This is a genomic window from Halopseudomonas sp. Lyrl_26, from assembly GCF_051948695.1.
GTDB lineage: Bacteria > Pseudomonadota > Gammaproteobacteria > Pseudomonadales > Pseudomonadaceae > Halopseudomonas > Halopseudomonas formosensis.
The window spans coordinates 198591-215841 of the sequence record NZ_JAYJLH010000002.1 but is presented as its reverse complement, the minus strand read 5'-3'; the positions used below and the strand labels follow the sequence as shown (position 1 = coordinate 215841).

The window sequence follows — 17251 nt, the reverse complement described above, 5'->3', positions numbered from 1 at the left end:
CGGCGGCTGAAGGCCGCCCATAACCCTGACCTACCCCCCTACCCTCACCACCTGCAGATCCGGCGCGCTGACCAGCTGGTGACTGGCGATGATCAGCAGACCATCGCGCTGACGGCGCAGCAGCGCCTGCATGACCTGCTCGCGGGTGGCGGCGTCCAGGCCGGCGAAGGGCTCGTCGAGCAGCAGTATCGGCCGTTCGACGAGCAGCAGGCGGGCCAGGGCAATGCGCCTGGCCTGGCCGCCGGAGACGGCGCTGCCCTGCTCGCCCAGCGGGGTGTCCAGGCCGCGCTCCCGGGCCCAGTCCGCCAGCGCCACATCCTCCAGCACCTGCCACAGCCGGGCATCGCTGGCCTGGGGGGCACCCAGTCGCAGGTTGGCCGCCAGACTGAGGTCGAACAGATCGATCTGCTGGTGCAGGTAGCCGATCACCCAGCGCAGATCCCAGCTCTCCAGTGGCTGACCATTGAGCAGGCATGAGCCCTGCTCAGGGGCCAACGCTCCGGCCAGCAAATCCAGCAGGGTCGACTTGCCAGCCCCTGACGGCCCCTTGATCCACAGCTGCTCACCACTGTGCAGCTCTAACTGGATATCCTGCGGCCCGGTCAGTGCCCCCGGTCGTCGACAACTAACGCCCTGCAGCTGCAGGTGCCAGGGAGCCACGGGCTGCTCAGCAACATGCTCCGATGGGGTTTGCGCTTCGTCCAGGGTGCTGTTGATACGATCCCGGGCGGTGCGGCTCATACCCAACGCTACCACGGTGCCCGCCAGTGGCGCCAGGGTCTCGCCCAGGCCGAACAGCGCCAGCAACGTCGCCAGCAGCCAGGCCAGCTCCAGCTCCTGCCCACGCACCAATCCAGCCCCAACTATCAGTAGCCAGAGGGTCGCCAGCCCCAGCAATAGTTGTTGCCCCAGTCCTACCCAGGCCGTCAGACGCTGCTGACGCCACTCCAGCTGCTGGCAAGCCTGATCCAACTCATCAAAACCCAAGCGCCGATGCTCCCAGTGCTGCCAGACCAGCAGGTCACTGAGCAGACGGAGGTTATCCAACAGGTACTCCCGGCGCTGCTGTTGAGCCTGCCCGGCGGCCTCAGCCAACCTGGCACCGAGCCGCCAGCCAATCAGCGGTAGTAGCCAGGCCAGTGCCAACAAGCTGCTGACCACCAGCAGCCGGAGATCGAGCAGAGCCAACAGAGTTGATACTCCGGCCAGCAGCAGACCAGCCCACAACCAGGGCAACAACACTTGCAGTGGGAAACGGTCCAGCAGGTCGATATCAGTCACCAGCCGCTGCAACACATGGGCCGAACGCCAACGCCGAGGGTCGCTGCGCAGATGGGCTATATGGCTGAACAGCTGCACCCGCAGATCCCGCAGCAGGCCCAGCACCGCATTATGCGAGGCCAACCGTTCGGTGTAGCGCCCGGCCGTACGGGCGATAGCGAAGAAACGTATGATTGCCGCTGGTCGAAACACGTCGAAACCGTAACCAGCGGCACCACTCAGCAGCCCGGCCAGCGCTGCTGCAGTGATGAACCAACCGGAAGTGGCCAGCAGGCCTGTCACGGAAAACACCGTAACCGCCCCCAGCAGAGCGGCCAGCAGCCAGGCCCCGGGGCGCGAGCGGGTCAGATCACGCAGCCGTACCCGTTTCATATTGTCTGCCCCTGCGCTGGCACCAGTTCATGTACCGACTCCAGCCAATCCAGTCCGCCACTCCCATGACTGACCAGCAGCAGGGTGCGCCCCCGACTGAGCCGCTCGATCAGCGCCCCGATCTGCTCGGCGGTTTCCGGGTCCAGATGGGCCAGAGGTTCATCCAGCAGCCACAGCGAGGCATCGCGCAGCAACAGCCGGGCCAGCGCCAGGCGGCTCTGCTCGCCACCGGACAGCCCCAGCCCACGCTCCCCCAGCGGGGTATCCAGGCCCAGCGGCAGACGGCGCAACAAGGTGGCCAACCCTACCTTTTCCAGCACCTGCCACAGCTCCCCGTCGCTGGCTCCGGGAGCGGCCAGCCGCAAGTTGTCGGCCACACTGGCGGCCAACAGCTCGGGTTGCTGGGCCAGATAGCCGATCCGTACCTGCCAGGCGGTGCGATCAAGGTCAGCCAGCTCGTGAGCATAGACCTGCGCTTCCCCCTGATAAGGCACAAAACCCAGCAGCACATTCAGCAAGGTCGACTTACCGCTGCCGCTCTGCCCCTGCACCAGCAACCGCTGGCCAGCCGCTACATCCAGGTCCAGCGGTGCCATACGCAATCTACCGTCACTCCCGGCCACGCGCAGCTGCCGCAGCCTCAGAGTAGGTGCCCCTGGCCGGTCCGGGTGCGCGGTTCCGGCGGGGTGCCAAACCTCCATCTGCAGCAGTGGCAGCAGCTCGGTTATCGCCGCCCTGGCCTCGGCCCGGGCATGATAATCACTGCCCAGCTGTCGCAGGGGGGCGTAGAACTCCGGAGCCAGCAGCAGAATGAACAATGCCCCCTGATAAGGCACCGGGATCTCCCCCTTGGCCCAGGGCAGCAGACCGAGCAGCCCAAGCCCGAGGTACACCGCCACCAGAGCGATAGCCAGAGCCGCGAAGAACTCCAGCACAGCGGTGGACAGAAAAGCCATGCGCAGCACCTGCATGGTGCGCCAGCGATACTCCACGGCGGCCGAGTCCACCGCCTCCACAGCCAGTGGCAGGGCCTGCAGCTGACGCAACGTCGGCAGCCCCCGCAGCAGATCGAGAAAGCGCCCACTCATGCGCCCCAAGGCATTGAACTGATGCTGACTGGCCGCCTCGGCAGCACGCCCCAGCAGCACCATGAACAGCGGCACCAGAGGCGCGGTGAGCAGCAACAGGGCCGCTGCCGCCAGACTGTACCAGGCGGTAGCCAGCAGGATCGCCAGCGGCACCAGCACCACCAGCCGGCTCTGCACCTGATAACGCGCCATGTAACTATCCAGCGCGTCGACCTGCTCCAGCAGCCCCGTGGTCAACTGACCATCGGCCCCCAGAACACGTCGCGCCGGGCCCAGCATGGCCAGACGCTGCTGCAGCAGGCCACGCAACAGGTTGCGAGCCCGCAGGCTGGCCAGCTCAGCGTAGTACTCGCGCGCATGCTGCAGTAACGGCCGCAGCACCAGGCAGACAGCCAGGCCCGGCAACACGGCCCACAGCGCCCGGGGTTGCAGCAACTCCCCCGCCTGCCAGGCGCGCAGCCAGTCGCTGAACAGTCCGGCCAGCAACCAGCTCTGCAAAATGAACAGCCCCGCACCGGCCAGGGCCGTGAGCAGGGCTGTCAGCAAGAGGGTGCGCTGGCTGGCCAGCAACCAGCGCAGCCAGCTATCCACTCCTCTGCGGGGATCAGCCATCGGGCTGGTCATCCTCCCCTTCATAGCCGTTCAACTCCAACCACATGGCGTTGATAATGGCAAAGGCACAAGCCAGTGACACCCCGAGAATCCAAGTGAAATACCACATGATCGCCTCCTCAGTACAGGTTGTGGGTGTTGTCGCGGATATGCTGCTCGGAGATCCGCCCGCGCATCACAAAGTAACCCCAGGCGGTGTAGCCGAGGATGATGGGCACGAAAATACAGGCCACCACGAACATGATCATCAAGGTGGTTTCGCTGGCAGTCGCGTCCCACATGGTCAAACTGTGGTTGGGCACAGTAGAGGACGGCATGAGAAAGGGAAACATGCTCACCCCGGCAGTGACCACCACCATGGCCATGGCCAGTGCCGAACTGACAAATGCGGTGACATGGCTCCCCACCCGGCTCGCCAGTCCGCATGCAACAAAGCCTGCCACCCCAAGCAGCGGCACCAACCAGAGCAGCGGCCAGCGGCCGTACTTGTCAAACCAGGCACCACTGGCCATCTCCACGGTCTTATCCATGGTGCGGTTGGCAGCGTTGGTATCGATACCATCGATCACCCGGAAGCCATCAATGCCCAGCCACAGCCAGATGCCGGCCAGCACAAACAGCACCGCGCAGAGCGGGGCCAGCCAGCCGGATATGCGCTCGCTGCGCTGCAGCAGATCGCCCTCGGTCTTGAGCTGGAGATAGGTAGCACCGTGGTTGATGATCATCCCCAGGCTGAGCACTCCGGCCAGCAGGGCAAAGGGGTTGAGCAGAGCCCAGAAACTGCCGGTGTAATCCAACCGCAGCAGCTCGTCAAAGTGGAACGGCACCCCCTGCAGCAGGTTGCCGAAGGCCACCCCGAAGATCAGTGCCGGCACCGCCGAACCTACGGTCAGGGCCCAGTCCCAACGGCTGCGCCAGCGGTCACTGTCGATCTTGGCCCGGTACTCGAAACCCAGTGGCCGCAGGAACAGGGCAAACAGGGTCAGCATCATGGCAAAGTAGAAACCATTGAAGGCAGCCGCGTAGACCGGTGGCCAGGCAGCAAACAAGGCACCGGCAGCCGTCACCAGCCAGACCTGGTTGCCATCCCAGTGCGGGCCCACGGAGTTGATCATGACCCGTCGCTGCTCGTCATTCCGGCCCAGCACCTTGAGTAGGCTGGCCACCCCCATGTCAAAACCATCGGTGATCACAAAACCGATCAACAGCACGCCGATCAGCACCCACCAGATAAAACGCAAGGCTTCATAGTCCATGATCAGACCTCCTGTAGCTTGCCAGTTTCAAGATCATAGCGGCCGGTGTGCAGACTCGACGGCCCCTTGCGGGCAAACCTGACCATCAGCCAGACCTCTATGATCAGGAAAATGCTGTACAACACCACGATGGCCGCCAGCGTACCCAGCACCTCACCGGCGGTAAGCGAGGACACCGCCAGCGCAGTCGGCAGAATCTCACCGATGGCCCAAGGCTGGCGTCCATACTCGGCCACGAACCAGCCAGCCTCACTGGCGATCCACGGCAGCGGCAGACTGAACAGGGCCAGGCGCAGCAACCAGCGCGGCTTGTCCGGCGTGCGACGGGCACTGTGCCAGAAGGCAAAGGCAAAGATCACCAGCATCAGAAAACCGCAGGCAACCATGATGCGGAACACCCAGAACAGCGGCCACACCCTGGGAATGGAAGCCTCCACCGCAGCGGCCAGCTCCGCATCGGTAGCCTTGGCCACATCCTCGGCGTATACGCTGAGCAGCAGCCCATAACCCAGATCATCACGCAGTTCCTCGAAGCGACTGCGAACCTGCTCGTCACGATCTCCGGCGCGGATCCGAGTCATCAACTGGTAGGCTTCCTGACCGCGGATGATGCGTTGCAGGTTCTGCTCCAGAATGCGGTCAAAACCATCCACCTGCTGATCGATGGAGCGGGTGGCAATCAGCCCCATAACTGCGGGGATGCGCACCGCATAGTCGGTACTGCGGGTTTCCTGGTTGGGCAGGCCGAACAGCGTGAAAGCCGCCGGTGCGGGATGGGTCTCCCACTCGGCCTCAATGGCTGCCAGCTTGACTTTCTGCACGTCGCCCAGCTCGTAGCCGGACTCGTCACCCAGCACGATCACCGACAGCGCCCCCGCCAGGCCAAAGGCAGAGGCAATGGCAAAGCTGCGGCGGGCAAAGGCCAGATCCCGGCCCTTGAGCAGGTACCAGCTGGAAATCGCCAGCACGAACATCGCGCCGGTGACATAACCCGCGGATACCGTGTGCACGAACTTGACCTGGGCCACTGGGTTCAACAGCACCTCAGCAAAGCTGGTCAGCTCCATACGCATGGTCTCGATATTGAACTCGGAGCCGATGGGATACTGCATCCAGCCATTGGCCACCAGAATCCATAGCGCCGACAGGTTGGTCGCCAGCGCCATCAGCCAGGTCACCGCCAGATGCTTGACCTTGCTCATGCGGTCCCAGCCGAAGAAGAACAGCCCCACCAGGGTGGACTCGAGGAAGAACGCCATCAGCGCTTCGATCGCCAGCGGTGCTCCGAAGATGTCCCCCACATAGTGGGAGTAATAGGACCAGTTGGTTCCGAACTGGAACTCCATGGCCAGCCCCGTGGTAACCCCCAACGCAAAGTTGATACCGAACAGCTTGCCCCAGAAGCGCGTCATGTCACGGTAGACCTGCTTGCCGGTCATCACATAGACCGACTCCATGATCGCCAGGATGAAGGAAAGCCCCAAGGTCAGCGGGACAAAGAGGAAGTGAATCATCGCCGTATAGGCAAACTGCAATCTCGATAGCTCGACAATATCCATCAGGTGCCTCCCTTGATCAGTGGGAATAATGCTATATCAGGATAATCTAATATAAAAGCGATCACGGAAGCGACAAGTCGTCGCAAGCTCACTGCCTGCCCGCTGCAGCCCCGAATTGCCGGGATGGAACCCGGCACTTCCGGGAGGGAGGGAGGGTCAGAACATCAGCCACAGGGTCACGGCCAGCGGCAGCAGCAGCGCGGTACCTATGCCCATCAGGCTCATGGCCAGCGCAGCGAAGGCCCCGGTCTCCTCGCTTTCCTCCAGCGCCCGGGAGGTGCCCACGGCGTGCGCAGCCAGGCCCAGCGCCATGCCCCGGGCCGACGGCAGGGTAACTCCGGTGACGCTCAACAACCAGGGGCCCATCAGGGCACCCAGAACGGCGGTGTACATGACGAAACCGGCAGCCAGTGCCGCCATGCCGCCCAGCTGGTCCGCCACTACCATGGCGATGGGCGTGGTCAGGGACTTGGGCGCCAGGGTCATCAGCATCGGGAAGTTCGCGCCGAGCAGCCAGGCCAGCAGAATGGTCAGCACGGTGACGAACACGCCGCCCACCAGCAGACTGATCATCACCGGCCAGAAGTACTGCCGGATGCGCCGCAGGTTATGGTACAGCGGCACACCCAGAGCCACGGTGGCAGGCGCCAGCAACATGGTCAGCGGAAACACTGCATCGCGGTAGGCGGGGTATTCCAGGCCCAGCAGCCACAGTGCAGGAATCAGCAGGGCAATGGCGACAATCAGCGGATGCAGCAGGGCCATGCGGGTGCGCTCGTACAATGCCTGCCCCAGCTGGTAGACACCCAGCGTCAGCCCGATGAGAAACAGCGGGTGTGCCACCACCGCCGACCAGGCGGCCATCAATGCGCTCATGCCTCCTCCCGGCGCGCCTGGCGCTTGATCAGGTACTGCATCAGATGCCCGGTCAGCGGCACCACCAGAATGAAGGAGACCGTCAGGCTCACCAGAATGGCTGCCGCATCCGCAGCAATCTCACTGCCGTACATCATGATGCCGGTGGCGGGCGGTGTCAGCAGCAGGGGCAGAAGGCGCAGGAGCCCCCCGGAGGCCGTCTCGATGGACTCGCTCACCTGTCCACGCAGACGAAGAAACAGTACCAGCAGGACCATACCGATGATGGCGCTGGGCAGAAAAGGCAGGAACAGCACATTCAGAGCGGTACCGATCAACTGGAACAGGATCAGCCAGCTCAACCCCTTGATCAACAACATCAGCTCCCCTCACATCTCGTGCGGCGCACCATTTTCGCATGCGCGCCGACTTTGCGGTATCCTGCACGTCCTTGCGACAAACCATACCACCGTTGCCCCCGCTGCGGCAGCGGATTCCAACAGACCGCCCCTGATGGCCTCTGTCATTAGCGGGCAATATGGAACAGGCCATGACGGACGAGAATCTGGTATTTCAGAGCTATGGGCGCTGCTGCGCCAAACCCGAGTTTTTCGACGATTTCTACCGCACCTTTCTGGCCAGCTCGCCTGAAGTAGCGGAAAAATTCACCCACACGGACATGGCGGCGCAGAAGCATCTGCTGCGCGCCGGGATTCTCAACCTGGTGCTCTATGCACGCGGCCTCCCGCCAACCAAGCTGCAGGCGCTGGCCGAATCCCACTCCCGTCACCGTATGGACATCAAACCCCATCTGTACAACTATTGGATCAATGCGCTGCTGGACACCATCCGCCATCACGATCCGGAAATGGACGAAGCCGGCATCCGCGCCTGGGACCGCGTCCTGACCAAGGGCGTGGAAGTGATCAGGGGCGGTTACTGACAGCCGGGGCAAGGCAGTTTAATATGGCGCGCTTCGTCAACCCTGCATCCGGATAGCACCATGCGCACATTGATCAAGGGCGCCGTAGCCGCCAGCCTCGCGCTGGCCTCGAGCCTGGCCACCGCTTCCCCCCTGCTCTGGCAGGACAACAGTCTCACCTACCTGTACGGCAAGGACTTCGAGGTCGACCCGCCCATTCAGCAGGCCGTCACCTTCGAGCACGTCAGTGGCTGGAGCTTCGGCGACCTGTTCCTGTTCGTGGACAGCATCCACTACAACGGCGCGCAGGATGCCGCCGGCAACAACAGCACCTGGTACGGCGAGATCGCTCCGCGTCTGTCCTTCGGCAAGATCAGTGGTCGCGAAATCAAGTTCGGCCCCATCACCGACGTCCTGCTGGCCGGCACCTACGAGCGCGGCCGTGGTGACATCAAGAACTACCTGCTCGGCCCGGGCTTCGATCTGGCGGTACCCGGCTTCGACTATCTGCAACTGAACACCTACTACCGTCACTCCGACTCGCCGAGCGACGTACGCAGCTCCTGGCAGATCACCCCGGTGTGGGCCATCACCCTGCCGGCCGGCCGCTCCGACATCCTGATCGATGGCTACATCGACTGGATCGTGGATAACGACGGCGACGGCAAGCACGCCAATCTGCACTTCAACCCGCAGGTCAAATACGATCTGGGCAAGGCAATGGGCTGGAAAGCCAAGCAGCTGTACGCCGGTATCGAGTACAGCTATTGGAAGAACAAGTACGGAATCAAGGACAGTTCGGCCTTCGAGACCGATCAGAACGTCACCAACCTGCTGGTCAAGGTGCACTTCTAATGGAGGGGGAGCTGCTCCGGGCGGAGCAGCTCCTGCTTTCAGGTAAGGGACACCGCATCAATGATGCGCGCCGCAATGGTTCCCAGCACGACGATGGCACCGGCCATCATCACCGCGATTCCCCACCCCTTGTCCCGAAAGTTGAAGCCTATACCCAACAGTACAAACCCCAGCACCAGAAGCCCCAGCATCAGGTGCAGCTCGTCAATAGGACTCATCTCTTTCCTTAATGGTCAAGCGGACCGCGACTGCCTGACGGGTCCATCGCGATCCATGTTAACGGCCTGCCATCTCGGTGCCAAGTCGGGCCAGCGCGGCCTACTGCAACCCCTGCATCCCGTTCAGCAGCCCGGCCAGGGCAGAAGGCTCGATCGCCTGGCCATTGAGCTTGAGAGAGCCGCCGGCATAACTCAGCTGGGTAAGGATGTTGTCTCCCTCCACCCGACCGATCTGCAGCATCTCCGCCATGCCCGAGACCATCTCGGCCATCATCTGCGCTTCCTGCTCCAGAGTGGCCGCATCGGTGCCAGGCTGGAACAGCGCCTTGTGCCGAACCATGTCCATCAGCATGGGCTTGGACAGTACCAGCCTGGCCTCCAGACTGCCGATCAACTCCGGCAGCAGCGCCTCCGGCGGCAACTGCAGCGACGAGGGACGCCCCAGCTCCACGGCGAGACTCAGACGGCTCTCGCCATTGGTGGTGCGGATGGAAAAGTCATCCAGGGACAATCTGGGGAAGCCGTCCAGCAGCCGCTCCAGGGATGCCTGGAACTGCTCTTCCAGAGCTTTGGTATCGTCCGGAACGCCGCCCAAGGCTGCACTGTTGTACATCCCGGCCAGGTCCACCATGGCCTGCGGATCGATGCGGCTCAGGGTCCAGCCCATGTGCATTGAGCCAAGCTTGGTGGTGCCGTAATTGACCGAGTCAATGCGGTAATCCAGCTCGAGGTTGGCACCGTCGTCCTTCAAGGTGGACACGTCCGACTGCACAAGACCATTGAGCACCACCGCCGGCTCACCTTCGATCACTACTGACAGCTGATCCAGCTCTACCTGCCCCGTGCCCAGATAAAGGCCGGACGCATCACGTTGACGATCCAGTTCGAAGTCCACCCCGGCCAGCCCCACCCGCGCGCCGCCCTGCAGCTCCAGCGAATCCACCCGGCCATGCACCTTGATGCTCTCACCGGCGGTATCGGTGCGGAATACGGCAGACAGGCCGGAGAAAGACCCGGTAACCTCATCTGTGCTCCAGCTCATCGGCGCCAGCTGCAGTTCACCGTCCACGCCATTGGCGTAACCGATGCTGCTGGTCACCGTCAGCGGAGAACGTCCGGCACTGGCGGCGAAGAGCCCGGCCAGTTGTTCGCTCGACTCCAGCTGCGCGTGGCTGGTGGCCATGACCGGCAGGAGTTTGAGGGAAGTAAGACGGGACAGCGGCCAGGGGCCGTGCTCGATATGATCACTGATGAGCAGCTCCAGCGGCGGCTCATCAGCATCATCCGCCACCAGCACCAGGCGGTAACGGGCATCACTGCTGAATATCCCCCGATGGAAGCTGACCAGCTCCAGCGCCAGGTCGGTATCGGGCAGCTGATCCTTCAGCTCCTGATTGGCCCGCACGATATTGTCCTGAATAACAGCTTCCATCCGGGTCCCGGTAAACCAGGCACCCGCGCTCCCTGCGACAGCCAGAACCACCAGCGTGGTGGCGGCAATCCCTGCTTTGTTCATGATGCTTCCTTAGTTGAATTGAAGTCGGCCACTGGTCAGCGGCTGGCCACCAAATCTGCCACAGATACCAGCAAATTGCATCCGTCTGCAGGCGCCCATTATCATCGTGCCCCCACGGCCACGCCTGCCCGTCCATCGAAGGTCATTCATGTTTTATCTCATCGCCGTCACCCTGCTCTGGGCCATCTCCTTCAGCCTGATCGGCGAGTATCTCGCCGGCCAGGTGGACAGCTACTTTGCCGTGCTTACCCGCATCCTGCTGGCCTGCCTGCTGTTCCTGCCGCTGCTCCGGCCCCGCCGCCTGCCACGACATATGGCCGGCGGCCTTCTGCTGGTCGGCGCACTGCAGTTCGGCATCACCTACATCTGCCTGTACCTGTCCTTCGAGCTTCTGAGCGTTCCGGAGGTACTGCTGTTCACCATCTTCACCCCACTGTACGTCGCCTTGATCGACAATGCGCTGCGTCGCCGCTTCAGCATCGGTCCGGTCGTGGCCACCCTGCTGGCGGTGCTGGGTGCAGCCATCATCCGTTACGACGGCATCAGCGATGCCTATATCAAGGGTTTTCTGCTGCTGCAGCTGGCCAACCTGGCCTTCGCCGCAGGCCAGGTCGGTTATGCACACCTGATACGCCGCAGCGGCGCGACTGTCAGCCAGCAGTGGGCCGGGTTCGGGCTGTTCTTCATAGGCGCGCTGGTGGTGGTACTGCCGGCCTGGCTGCTGCTTGGCGATCCGGATCGGATGCCAGCCACGGCATTGCAATGGGGGGTGCTCGGCTGGCTGGGGCTGGTGGCTTCGGGGCTGGGGTTCTTCTTCTGGAACCGGGGAGCCACACAGGTCGACGCTGGCACTCTGGGCATCATGAACAACGCCCTGATCCCGGCGGGGCTGCTGGTCAACCTGCTGATCTGGAACCAGCAGGCCGACCTGCTGAGACTGGGGCTCGGCGGCGCCGTGATCGGCCTGTCACTCTGGCTGAATCTGCGCTGGGATCAGTGGTTGGCCCGCATCAGAAGATCAGCATCAACAGGCCTATAATGACGATCAGGCCCACCAGAAAGATAAAACCGGCGGTACTGGCAAGAAACTTGAGCATATCGAACTCCTGTCTATCGAGTGTGTAAGAATTCGACTGTGCGCCGCCCGCCGCGGTTCAGCCTTTTGTGCGCCCCATGGCACCGCAATGGCCCTGTATTTACCCCGTTGATGACGTTTGCCTGGCAGCTGCCAACCTTGGATGCTTCACTGGCAACCTCCTGATACACCGAGCTCACAATGACAACGACAGCAGACAACACCGATTTCAGTTGCACCCTCTCACCGCGCTTCACCGACCTGGACAACTGGCGCCACGTGAACAACTCGCGCCTCTATCAACTGCACCAGGAAGCGCGCATGCGCCTGCAACTGGATTGTCTGGGCAAAAACAGCTGGTATTCCGATGACGTACGCCTGCGCCCGCTGCGCAGCAACACCCAGTTCCGCCAGGAAACCTTCTACGGTGAAGACATCCAGGCCACAGTCAGGGTCGTCAGCGTCGCCCGGGACCAGTTCCGCCTGCTCAGCACCCTGTATCAGAATGGCCGTCTGGTCGGCACCCAGGACGTCACCATGGGCGCCACGGCTCAGGGTCATCGAGTCGATCTGCCCGACGCCACCTTCGAGCAACTCGCCGCCCGCCTCTCGGTCGAGCCAGCCCCCGAGCTGGATGAGCCCAGCTATCTGGATCACCTTCATCACATACACAACTTCCCGGTGCACCAGCAGCTCACGCCGCGGTTTGCCGATGTCGACGCCGACAGCCAACGCAGCGAGGCCGCCCTGGCGCGCTACATGGAACAGGCCCGCTTCGGCGGCATCCGCCAGCTCGACTTCGATGGGTTGAGAGTCATGGTCGCGGCAGTGGATATCAGCTTTACCGACTACCACATGAGCTGGACACCGGTGGAACTGGCCTCCGGCATCAGCCACATCGGCAACAGCTCCTTCCGCTTCACCGGTTGTGCTCTGCACAAGGGCGAGATCCAGGTAGCCGCCTCCAGCGTCATGGTAGTAATAGACCCGGATACCGGCCGACCGGCGCCGCTGCCAAGGGGGCTGCGGGAGCAGCTGGAGGGGTGGTTGATCTGAGGAGAGCATGCCAGCTCGCCCCAGGCGACCGAGCAGCGGTACTTGACGACCCGGCACAGCAAACGGAGAATGTTCGCCTATAGCACAGATGTTCGCAGTGCGAACACCGAAACACCAAGTCGAGGGTGAGACAATGACATTCTGTATGCACAAGGGCCGCACCATCAGCTACCGCCTGCTGGGGCAACCCACGAACCCCCTACTGGTACTCGCCCATCCGCTGGGCATGACCCAGGGAATCTGGGATGAAATGCTGCCCGCACTGCTGGAAGCGTTTCAGGTACTGACCTGGGACCTGCCCGGTCATGGCGCCAGCAGCGCCTGGCCCGAAGACAACGGCGCCATCGAAGCCGAAGACCTGGCCCAGGAAGCCATCACCCTCGCCAGCCGCGCCGGTGCGGAGAAATTCCATTTTGCCGGCACCTCCATCGGCGGCGTCATCGGCCAGCAACTGCTCAGCCAGCACGCTGACAAGCTGCTGTCCGCCACCCTCACCAACACCGGCCCGGTAATCGGCACCCCGGATGGCTGGCAGCAGCGCTCCGCTGCCGTCATGGAACAGGGACTGCAAGCCATGGCCGAAGGCATAGTGCCACGCTGGTTCGGTCCCGCCGCCTGCGAGCAGAACCCCGCCCTGGTCGACGGCTGGCGCGTCCAGCTCGGCCGCACCGACAAGCGCAGCTATGCCCTGCTGTGCGAAATGCTCGGCCGCTGCAACTTCACTGAGGCCTTCAAGGGCAAGAGCCTGCCCAAGGTCAATGTGATTGCCGGTACCGATGACGTCGCGACGCCGCCGAGCTCACTGGAAGCACTGGCGGATGCACTGGGCGTGGACGAGCCCGAGGTGTGGGAGATTGGGCATGTGCCGGCGGTAGAGTGTCCGGAGAAGATGGTTGAGGTGTTTAGGAGCTGCCTGAAAAACGGCGCCTGAGAATCAAGGATTAAGGTGCGCTAGCCCGCCAAGCTGGAGAGCGCACCTGGCCATATAAGCGCGAAACGTTCGAAAAAAGGCGTGCTCGCCAACGCATGCGCTACCCGCACACACCTTACTCTTACTCCGCCTGCAAACCTTTACTCTATTATCAATCCTGAGCTGTATTTTCCCGGGCTGTTTTCCTTGTAAATGATCACGTAACCCGGAAGCGCTGTGATCTGCCAGGCGGCGCCTAAGGCCTTCTTTATCACATACAAAAATTCGCGTACCGTCGTAACGTCCTGCTGAACAAGAACTTCCGTAGCTGTCAGATCCGGATGCGGAACGCGAGATCTTCCCTGCGTTTCAAACCTAATTAGATATGGTGAGTTACTTTTTAGCCACCGGAGGACATCAGCCACGGCTCGCGCTTCGCCATACTTAAAACCATCCACAACGAAGTCCAGGTCGATTGGATAAAGGGCATCAAAATGCCCGTCTTTTATTTCGCTAGTGTCTCTCCTCCGGCCTGGATCGTTAGAACCAAACCCACTATTCTGCCAAGGTATAGTCAGCCCTTTATCTTTATAATGATTAATCAGTAGGCTTTCTAAATCCATCGCGGTAAAAACAAAAACGCGTATCGCCTTGAAGGTAACAGCGCAAGCATCCAGATGCTGCCTGCCCTGTATTTTCCGAGCGTGGCGTATCAGTCTATTTTTTAAGCCTGCGTCGGAATCCGTTTTTCCTATATAAACAAGCTGGCCGCCATTAAATAGCTGATACACACCCTGCTGCTCTTCCACCGCTCTAATAGAATGAGCGTCCAGCGGTCCTTCTGGCATCTCAGAGAATAGCTTAACCAGCTCTTCAAGGAGCTTAGCTGGCAAATCAAACTCGAACTCTTCAAAAAAATTTCGTTCGGACATCATAGTCTCCCTTCCGGTCAAGGGAGACTATGCCACGGATAAAACGATGAATAAACGGTCAGTTGGAAGCGACATGCAATGATGTGGCCACCGAGCCCGCCACCGCTTCAGCCAGCCGAACCGGCACAGCGTTGCCCAACTGCCTCATTGCCTCGCTCCAAGCTCCGTGGAATACATAGTCATCCGGAAACGTCTGCAGCCGAGCAGCCTCGCGCACCGTGAAGTATCGAACGGTTCCGTCATCACGAACAAGCATATTCTCACCCCCCGGCACCCCATGCGCGCCTGCTTTGAGGGTCTTCGACGGTTCATCATACGGACTACCAGTATGGCCCTTGTACGCGCGCGCGCCCGGCGAAAACACATGGTTCGGAATGACAGGGCTGGCACACTTCTCCGGATCAGGCAGATCGCTAATCGCGTCTCTAACTGTCATCCAGGGCAACTTAGTGTTAATCCCTGGAGCTAGAAACTCCAGACGAGCTACACGCGACCTTAGCCTCGGCGGAAGCTCTGGCCTCGCCGCTTTAGCGATTTTATGCCGGTCCCAGTACTCCCCCGTCACCCACTTCGAAATCAAAAGTGAATCTTCAGAATGCGTCGGCTCAGGGAACGACCACTGAATTTCCAAATCGGATCGGAATCCGACCAAAAATACCCGCTCCCGTTTCTGCGGCACACCGTAGTCAGCCGCGTTTAAAAGCCTGAAAAGAACATTGTACGTTGGCTTAGCTCTACCCGAACTGTGGATATTTTCCAGTCGAGCCAGATGTGCATCCCACGCCTCGCCAGGTAAACGGGTAATTTCCGGATAGCTAAGTTGTAAATATATATATTCGAAATAGCTAGAAAAACTTTGCCGAAGCAATCCTTTAACATTTTCGAATATAAACGCCTTCGGCATAGTCTGATTAACAGCCCCAACCGCAGCCGGAAACATATCCCTTTCATCTAAGAACCCTTGATGCTTCCCGCCGAGAGAAAACGGCTGACAAGGCGGACCTCCTGACACCACTTCGACTTGACCTGCATAAGGCCCGAAGTCAAAATCTCGCACGTCGCCCATGTAAAGATCAAAAGAGCTTCCGCCAGTTTCATAATGGTCAATATTTTCACGAATGGTCTGGCACGCATCCTCGTTCCATTCAACCACTGCAGAATGCTGAAACCCGGCATTGACCATACCGATGGCTAGCCCCCCCGCACCTGCGAATAGCTCAATGCTGCTCATGTCTTAAGCTCCTCAACCCCTGCTCCGCTTTGAGAGTGAACAACTTTGAAAGACACTCCCCGCGCTTTCTTTGGATGTACGTCAAGGCCAGCCAAGGGCCTTTGACAGTCAATTCCGTGCTCTGCCAACTCCGCTAGCAAAGACACAATGACGGCGATGTGATTAGGGACAGCAGGCCGCTTAGCATAATTCGATATGGAGTTAGGATTCATCCCTACCAGCCTACCGAACTCCCTAACCGTGAGCCCCGCCTTACCTAGCCGCCGGATAAACTCGCTGTACTCCACACGCGGTCTCCGAACATTATTTAGTGTGCAAAATACACTAAATAATGGACAAAAACCACCAAAACCGACCGCAAACACTGTATATAATTACAGCAGTTTACTAGAAACGGCAAGCCGCTTGGGGATGTCGCGTTAGCAGCAAAGCGCGTCTTTCACCTATAGGATTGATCCATCGTTGAACGCGGTGCTGACAACGAATTGGAAGTCGAGTCGACGGCGGAATCTTTGTTCTAAAAGGGTGGCCTGCCGGGAGGCCGCCGCGCAGCTTTATTCTTCTGCCTTCAGAAGAACGGAGTCCGTCGCTAAAGGCGACGGCGATTGTACAGCAGGAACCTGCAAAAGGGCCGCTTCTAAGTCAGCCGGCGGTCCAGCTCCGAGAACCCTAAATACCGGTGATGTGCAGCCAGCGCTGAGCAATCAGGCCTTAACGAAAACCTGCTCTCGATGCAGCTTCATAAACGAGGGGTCGGGCCTAAACCGTCCAGGCATTTCGATTTCCTTGCCCTCTACATTCTGGAAGTAATATTCGAAAGCGGGTTCTGGCCGTTTCAGCGGTGCGGCTAGCACCACGCGCCAGTCCTCATCCAGGGTGATCAACCCCTGGTCAAACGCACGATCATAGAGTGCGGACAAACATAGGCCGTTGCGAGGGTTAAGGCGATTCGCTTTGTCTTGGCCCCAGGGGACAATATGGCTGGCCAGCAGCAAACGCGGTTCTGACAGGCCTGTGATACAGCAACGGCCGTGATAGCTGGATAGTACGGTTCGGCGGAAGAATGTCTGGCCTATGCGTTGCTGGACAAGCTGGTCGCGGGTTTGTCCGCTATAGTCCGGCAGCGGATCCTCGTCTTGCAGGTCGTCGACGGCAGCCGGGTCGCCGAGGGAATGACGAATGCGATTAACCTCCAGCACAAGCCCTTCCCAGTCCGCATGAAACTGGTGCCAGATAGCTTGATCCAGTTTCGATGCACCACTCAACCCTTTACGGCCTGATGCGGTGATCACGGGGTCTAAGCTGGCGAAGTTGACGAGCTTCATCGCTACAGCCGACGGACTGCGCTCAATGAGGTTGGCCAGGGCGATAACCTCGGGGTTGCCTCGGTGCAGGCGCCCGAACGGCAACTGGCAGTAGAGATGAAATGCTAGTTTGACCTGCTCGGGTGTCCAATCCTTCCTTGCCATTGTTAATCCTTTTCCCCGCCAACGAATGTCTGCATGGTACTACT

At 60.7% G+C, this 17251-nt stretch carries 17 protein-coding genes; 5 read left to right on the top strand and 12 right to left on the bottom strand.

The window, feature by feature from the left end; all coding sequences use genetic code 11:
- Nucleotides 1-30 precede the first annotated feature (30 nt).
- The 7 genes from cydC to VF673_RS04340 all read right to left on the bottom strand — a co-directional run bounded on the left by cydC (nucleotide 31) and on the right by VF673_RS04340 (nucleotide 7400).
- Nucleotides 31-1653 (bottom strand): thiol reductant ABC exporter subunit CydC, encoded by a 1623-nt coding sequence (cydC, locus tag VF673_RS04370; RefSeq protein ID WP_440291031.1) that lies wholly within the window; start codon nucleotides 1651-1653, stop codon nucleotides 31-33.
- A complete protein-coding gene (cydD, locus tag VF673_RS04365) occupies nucleotides 1650-3353 on the bottom strand; it encodes a thiol reductant ABC exporter subunit CydD (protein WP_440291030.1) in 1704 nt (567 codons plus the stop codon). The genes cydC and cydD overlap by 4 nt, the downstream gene beginning before the upstream one ends.
- The gene (gene cydX / locus VF673_RS04360) at nucleotides 3346-3462 is read right to left on the bottom strand and encodes a cytochrome bd-I oxidase subunit CydX (protein ID WP_440291029.1); all 117 of its coding nucleotides are present in this window, start codon (nucleotides 3460-3462) and stop codon (nucleotides 3346-3348) included. The genes cydD and cydX overlap by 8 nt, the downstream gene beginning before the upstream one ends.
- A 10-nt stretch (nucleotides 3463-3472) precedes the next feature.
- Entirely contained in the window at nucleotides 3473-4612 is a 1140-nt protein-coding gene (cydB, locus tag VF673_RS04355) for a cytochrome d ubiquinol oxidase subunit II (protein ID WP_440291143.1), read from the bottom strand.
- Nucleotides 4612-6168, bottom strand: a complete 1557-nt coding sequence (locus VF673_RS04350; protein ID WP_440291028.1) for a cytochrome ubiquinol oxidase subunit I — start codon at nucleotides 6166-6168, stop codon at nucleotides 4612-4614. Before VF673_RS04350 ends, cydB begins: the two co-directional genes overlap by 1 nt.
- Nucleotides 6169-6324: 156 nt before the next feature.
- Nucleotides 6325-7044, bottom strand: coding sequence for an LrgB family protein (locus VF673_RS04345; protein ID WP_440291027.1), 720 nt, complete (start codon nucleotides 7042-7044; stop codon nucleotides 6325-6327).
- Nucleotides 7041-7400: a CidA/LrgA family protein gene (locus VF673_RS04340; RefSeq protein ID WP_440291142.1), complete on the bottom strand. Its 360-nt coding sequence runs from the start codon at nucleotides 7398-7400 to the stop codon at nucleotides 7041-7043. Before VF673_RS04340 ends, VF673_RS04345 begins: the two co-directional genes overlap by 4 nt.
- Nucleotides 7401-7573: 173 nt before the next feature.
- On the opposite strand from VF673_RS04340, the gene VF673_RS04335 reads away from it, so the two are divergent.
- Entirely contained in the window at nucleotides 7574-7966 is a 393-nt protein-coding gene (locus tag VF673_RS04335; protein WP_440291026.1) for a globin, read from the top strand.
- A gap of 60 nt (nucleotides 7967-8026) precedes the next feature.
- A complete protein-coding gene (locus tag VF673_RS04330) occupies nucleotides 8027-8800 on the top strand; it encodes an outer membrane protein OmpK (protein ID WP_440291025.1) in 774 nt (257 codons plus the stop codon).
- A 38-nt stretch (nucleotides 8801-8838) separates the two neighbouring features.
- Here VF673_RS04330 and VF673_RS04325 read toward each other — a convergent pair whose 3' ends face one another.
- The gene (locus VF673_RS04325; protein WP_320330540.1) at nucleotides 8839-9018 is read right to left on the bottom strand and encodes a hypothetical protein; all 180 of its coding nucleotides are present in this window, start codon (nucleotides 9016-9018) and stop codon (nucleotides 8839-8841) included.
- Nucleotides 9019-9118: 100 nt separating this feature from the next.
- Nucleotides 9119-10534: a YdgA family protein gene (locus VF673_RS04320; RefSeq protein WP_440291024.1), complete on the bottom strand. Its 1416-nt coding sequence runs from the start codon at nucleotides 10532-10534 to the stop codon at nucleotides 9119-9121.
- 148 nt (nucleotides 10535-10682) lie between these two features.
- Between VF673_RS04320 and VF673_RS04315 the strand changes: the two genes are divergently transcribed.
- The 3 genes from VF673_RS04315 (at nucleotide 10683) to VF673_RS04305 (ending at nucleotide 13596) form a co-directional block, all read left to right on the top strand.
- Entirely contained in the window at nucleotides 10683-11573 is an 891-nt protein-coding gene (locus tag VF673_RS04315) for a carboxylate/amino acid/amine transporter (protein WP_440291023.1), read from the top strand.
- A 237-nt stretch (nucleotides 11574-11810) separates the two neighbouring features.
- On the top strand, nucleotides 11811-12665 hold the full coding sequence (locus tag VF673_RS04310) for an acyl-CoA thioesterase (RefSeq protein WP_440291022.1): 855 nt from the start codon (nucleotides 11811-11813) through the stop codon (nucleotides 12663-12665).
- Nucleotides 12666-12798: 133 nt separating this feature from the next.
- Nucleotides 12799-13596: an alpha/beta fold hydrolase gene (locus tag VF673_RS04305; protein ID WP_440291021.1), complete on the top strand. Its 798-nt coding sequence runs from the start codon at nucleotides 12799-12801 to the stop codon at nucleotides 13594-13596.
- Between the two features lie 140 nt (nucleotides 13597-13736).
- Here VF673_RS04305 and VF673_RS04300 read toward each other — a convergent pair whose 3' ends face one another.
- From VF673_RS04300 to VF673_RS04290, 3 genes are all read right to left on the bottom strand, one after another.
- Nucleotides 13737-14507 carry a GIY-YIG nuclease family protein gene (locus tag VF673_RS04300; protein WP_440291020.1) on the bottom strand — a complete coding sequence of 257 codons (771 nt, stop codon included), beginning with the start codon at nucleotides 14505-14507 and terminating at the stop codon, nucleotides 13737-13739.
- A 58-nt stretch (nucleotides 14508-14565) separates the two neighbouring features.
- Entirely contained in the window at nucleotides 14566-15738 is a 1173-nt protein-coding gene (locus tag VF673_RS04295; protein ID WP_440291019.1) for a DNA cytosine methyltransferase, read from the bottom strand.
- Between the two features lie 704 nt (nucleotides 15739-16442).
- Nucleotides 16443-17207 (bottom strand): HNH endonuclease, encoded by a 765-nt coding sequence (locus tag VF673_RS04290; RefSeq protein WP_440291018.1) that lies wholly within the window; start codon nucleotides 17205-17207, stop codon nucleotides 16443-16445.
- Nucleotides 17208-17251: the final 44 nt, after the last annotated feature.

Bases quoted from the DNA above. Each gene is read 5' to 3' on its own strand.
- cydC (WP_440291031.1), bottom strand. From the start codon at position 1,653: ATGAAACGGGTACGGCTGCGTGATCTGACCCGCTCGCGCCCCGGGGCC.
- cydD (WP_440291030.1), bottom strand. From the start codon at position 3,353: ATGGCTGATCCCCGCAGAGGAGTGGATAGCTGGCTGCGCTGGTTGCTG.
- cydX (WP_440291029.1), bottom strand. From the start codon at position 3,462: ATGTGGTATTTCACTTGGATTCTCGGGGTGTCACTGGCTTGTGCCTTT.
- VF673_RS04350 (WP_440291028.1), bottom strand. From the start codon at position 6,168: ATGGATATTGTCGAGCTATCGAGATTGCAGTTTGCCTATACGGCGATG.
- VF673_RS04345 (WP_440291027.1), bottom strand. From the start codon at position 7,044: ATGAGCGCATTGATGGCCGCCTGGTCGGCGGTGGTGGCACACCCGCTG.
- VF673_RS04335 (WP_440291026.1), top strand. From the start codon at position 7,574: ATGACGGACGAGAATCTGGTATTTCAGAGCTATGGGCGCTGCTGCGCC.
- VF673_RS04330 (WP_440291025.1), top strand. From the start codon at position 8,027: ATGCGCACATTGATCAAGGGCGCCGTAGCCGCCAGCCTCGCGCTGGCC.
- VF673_RS04325 (WP_320330540.1), bottom strand. From the start codon at position 9,018: ATGAGTCCTATTGACGAGCTGCACCTGATGCTGGGGCTTCTGGTGCTG.
- VF673_RS04320 (WP_440291024.1), bottom strand. From the start codon at position 10,534: ATGAACAAAGCAGGGATTGCCGCCACCACGCTGGTGGTTCTGGCTGTC.
- VF673_RS04315 (WP_440291023.1), top strand. From the start codon at position 10,683: ATGTTTTATCTCATCGCCGTCACCCTGCTCTGGGCCATCTCCTTCAGC.
- VF673_RS04310 (WP_440291022.1), top strand. From the start codon at position 11,811: ATGACAACGACAGCAGACAACACCGATTTCAGTTGCACCCTCTCACCG.
- VF673_RS04305 (WP_440291021.1), top strand. From the start codon at position 12,799: ATGACATTCTGTATGCACAAGGGCCGCACCATCAGCTACCGCCTGCTG.
- VF673_RS04300 (WP_440291020.1), bottom strand. From the start codon at position 14,507: ATGTCCGAACGAAATTTTTTTGAAGAGTTCGAGTTTGATTTGCCAGCT.
- VF673_RS04295 (WP_440291019.1), bottom strand. From the start codon at position 15,738: ATGAGCAGCATTGAGCTATTCGCAGGTGCGGGGGGGCTAGCCATCGGT.
- VF673_RS04290 (WP_440291018.1), bottom strand. From the start codon at position 17,207: ATGGCAAGGAAGGATTGGACACCCGAGCAGGTCAAACTAGCATTTCAT.